At 72.9% G+C, this 3,304-nt stretch carries 3 protein-coding genes; all 3 read left to right on the plus strand.

Annotated elements, in window-relative coordinates; all coding sequences use genetic code 11:
- The first annotated feature begins 59 nt into the window (after positions 1-59).
- Positions 60-1,142, plus strand: coding sequence for an ATP-binding protein (locus tag AB0C69_RS40275; RefSeq protein WP_360361695.1), 1,083 nt, complete (start codon positions 60-62; stop codon positions 1,140-1,142).
- Positions 1,143-1,274: 132 nt separating this feature from the next.
- Positions 1,275-2,384, plus strand: coding sequence for a phenylalanine--tRNA ligase subunit alpha (gene pheS / locus AB0C69_RS40280; RefSeq protein WP_345179009.1), 1,110 nt, complete (start codon positions 1,275-1,277; stop codon positions 2,382-2,384).
- The coding region (locus AB0C69_RS40285) for a phenylalanine--tRNA ligase subunit beta (RefSeq protein ID WP_360361698.1) at positions 2,384-3,304 on the plus strand (921 nt) is incomplete at its 3' end. The genes pheS and AB0C69_RS40285, both read left to right, overlap by 1 nt.

A 3,304-nucleotide genomic window follows, 5' to 3' on the forward strand; every position in this document is an offset into this window, starting at 1 on the left:
TGTTGGTTATGACGCGGCGGCGTCCGGAGTGGTTCGGGCGAATCTAGCGGCGGCCGGCCATGCGTTCCAGGCGGGCGGGGTCCGCGCCGGGCCCCGAGGAGGGCCGCCCGGACGACCTGCCCGACGGGCTGATGGTCGCCGGCCGGGACGCCCGCGTGATCGTGTTCAACGCCGCCGCCGCGCGGATCACGGGGATCCCCGCGGGGTCGGCCGTGGGCCGCGACTTCCGCGACGTCCTGCCCCTGCACGACGCCGAGGGCCGTGACTGGTGGAAGTGCCTGGCCCCCTACGACGGCCTGTCCACGCGGACCCGCCATCCCGAGCGGGTGCTGTTCCTTCCCGGCGGTACCGAGGTGCTGGTGACCGCGGCGTACCGGCGCGACGCCGAACGCCGCGTGGAACGGTTCACCGTGTGCCTGCGCGACGCCCTGCACCGCGCCCGGCAGGAGCGCGACCGCGCCGACCTCGTCTCCACCGTCGCCCACGAGCTGCGCTCACCGCTCACCAGCGTCAAGGGGTTCACCGCGACGCTGCTGGCCAAGTGGCACCGCTTCAACGACGACCAGAAGCGGGTGATGCTGGAGACCGTCAACGCCGACGCCGACCGGGTCACCCGGCTGATCACCGAGCTGCTGGACGTGTCCCGCATCGAGTCGGGCCGGCTGGAGATGCGCCGCCAGGTCGTCGACCTGCCCGAGGAGGTCCGCAAGGTCATCGCGGGCCGCGTCGCGGCCGGGGAGCCGGAGGACCGCTTCCGCTTCGAGACGCGCGGCGAGCTGCCCGAGATGTGGCTCGATCCCGACAAGGTGGATCAGATCCTCGGCAACCTCGTCGAAAACGCGGTGCGCCACGGAGCGGGTACTGTCACCATCGTGGTGGAGCCGGACGCGCATAAGGAGGGGGCGGCCGTGTCGGTGCGCGACGAGGGCGAGGGCATTCCGCCCGAGGCCGTCCAGCGCGTCTTCCGGCAATTCTGGCGCGGCCCCGGCGGCAGCCGCCGCGGCGGTACCGGGCTCGGGCTCTACATCGTCAAGGGGCTGGTCGAGGCGCACGGCGGTGTGATCACTGTGCGGCGGGCGCCCGGCGGCGGCGCCGAGTTCCGATTTACCGTGCCCGCAGGGGCCCCCGACTACGCCGGCTGAACCGCGGTCCACGCGGCGTCACCGCAACGGGCCCCTGGTCGGGCCAGCGCGTCACGCGCACGCTTTCCGGATGTTCTCCGCCCGCGCACTAGACTGCGGGCGTCCCACGCCGACCGGAGTCGATCACACCACATGTCTGCACCCAACAATTCCTATGACCCCGTCGAGGTGTCCGCGCTGCAGCCCGAGGAGCTGGAGCGGGCCCGCGCCGAGGCGCTCGCTGCGATCGCCGCGGCCGCCGACCTCGACGCCCTGAAGCAGGTCCGGCTCGCACACGCCGGCGACCGTTCGCCGCTGGCCCTGGCCAACCGCGAGATCGGCGCGCTGCCGCCCGCGGCCCGCGCCGAGGCCGGAAAGCGCATCGGCGCGGCCCGGGGCGCGGTGGCGAAGGCGCTCAAGGAGCGCCAGGCGGAGCTGGAGGACGAGCGCGACCGCCGCGTCCTCGTCGAGGAGACCGTCGACGTCACCCTCCCGTGGGACCGCGCGCCGCGCGGAGCCCGCCACCCGCTGACCACGTTGCAGGAGCGGATGGCCGATGTCTTCGTCTCGATGGGCTTCGAGGTCTCCGAGGGGCCCGAGGTCGAGGCGGAGTGGTTCAACTTCGACGCCCTGAACTTCCTGCCCGACCACCCGGCCCGCACCATGCAGGACACCTTCTTCGTCGAGTCGGAGGACTCCGGGCTGGTGATGCGCACCCACACCTCGCCGATGCAGATCCGGTCGCTGCTGTCGCGGCCGCTGCCGGTGTACGTGGTGGCGCCCGGCCGCACGTTCCGCACCGACGAGCTGGACGCCACGCACAGCCCGGTGTTCCACCAGCTGGAGGGCCTGGCGGTCGACGAGGGGCTGACGATGGCCGACCTGCGGGGCGGCATCGACGCGTTCGTCTCCGGCATGTTCGGCGAGGGGCTGAGGACGCGGTTCAGGCCGTCGTACTTCCCGTTCACCGAGCCGTCCGCCGAGGTGGACATGCAGTGCTTCGTGTGCCGGGGCGCGTCCGCGGAGCCGGGCGGCGACCCGTGCCGCACCTGCGGTTCGGAGGGCTGGATCGAGCTTGGCGGCTGCGGCATGGTCAACCCGCGGGTGCTGGTGGCCTGCGGGGTCGACCCCGACCGCTACAGCGGCTGGGCGTTCGGGCTGGGCGTCGAGCGGACGCTGATGTTCCGGCACGGTGTGGAAGACATGTACGACATGGTGGAGGGCGACGTCCGGTTCACCCTCCCGTTCGGGACGGAGATCTGATGCGGGCCCCGCTTTCCTGGCTGCGCGAGTACGTCGAGCTCCCGGCCGACGTCACGGGCCGCGCGCTGGCCGCCGAGCTGATCGCCGCGGGCCTGGAGGTCGAGACGGTCGAGTCGGCCGGCGCCGACATCGCCGGCCCCCTGGTGGTCGGCGAGGTCCTGGAGATCGAGGAGCTGACCGGCTTCAAGAAGCCGATCCGCCACTGCCAGGTGAACGTCGGCGACGCCAACGGCACGGGGGAGCCGCAGAGCATCGTCTGCGGCGCCAGCAACTTCGCGGTCGGCGACCGCGTCGTGGTCGTGCTTCCGGGCGGCGTGCTGCCCGGCGGGTTCGAGATCGGCGCCCGCAAGACCTACGGCCGGATGTCGGCGGGCATGATCTGCTCGGTGACCGAGCTCGGGATCGGCGACGACCACGGCGGCATCCTCGTCCTGCCGCCGGACGCCCCCGTCGGCGCGGACGCGATCGAGATGCTCGGGCTGCGCGACGACGTCCTCGACATCGCCGTGACGCCCGACCGCGGCTACGCCCTGTCCATCCGCGGCATCGCCCGCGAGGCCGCCATCGCCTACGGGGTTCCGTTCAGGGACCCGGCGGACGTGGCGCTGCCGGAAGGGGACGAGGGCCCGAGCTACCCGGCGAGCATCGGTGACCCGGCGGTGTGCGACCGGTTCGTCCTGCGCGAGGTGAGCGGCTTCGACCCGGACGCGCGGACCCCGATGTGGATGCAGGTGCGCCTGCACCGCGCGGGGATGCGGCCGGTGTCGCTGGCGGTCGACATCACCAACTACCTGATGCTGGAGCTCGGGCAGCCGCTGCACGCGTTCGACCGGAACAAGCTGACCGGCCCGATCGTCGTGCGGCGCGCCGAGCCCGGCGAGCGGCTGGAGACGCTGGACCACGTCAAGCGGACCCTCGAC

Source organism: Actinomadura sp. NPDC048032 (assembly GCF_040653175.1).
Classification (GTDB): Bacteria; Actinomycetota; Actinomycetes; order Streptosporangiales; family Streptosporangiaceae; genus Spirillospora; species Spirillospora verrucosospora.

Excerpts from the sequence above, each read along its gene's own strand:
- AB0C69_RS40275 (WP_360361695.1), top strand. The coding sequence starts at position 60 with ATGCGTTCCAGGCGGGCGGGGTCCGCGCCGGGCCCCGAGGAGGGCCGC.
- pheS (WP_345179009.1), top strand. The coding sequence starts at position 1,275 with ATGTCTGCACCCAACAATTCCTATGACCCCGTCGAGGTGTCCGCGCTG.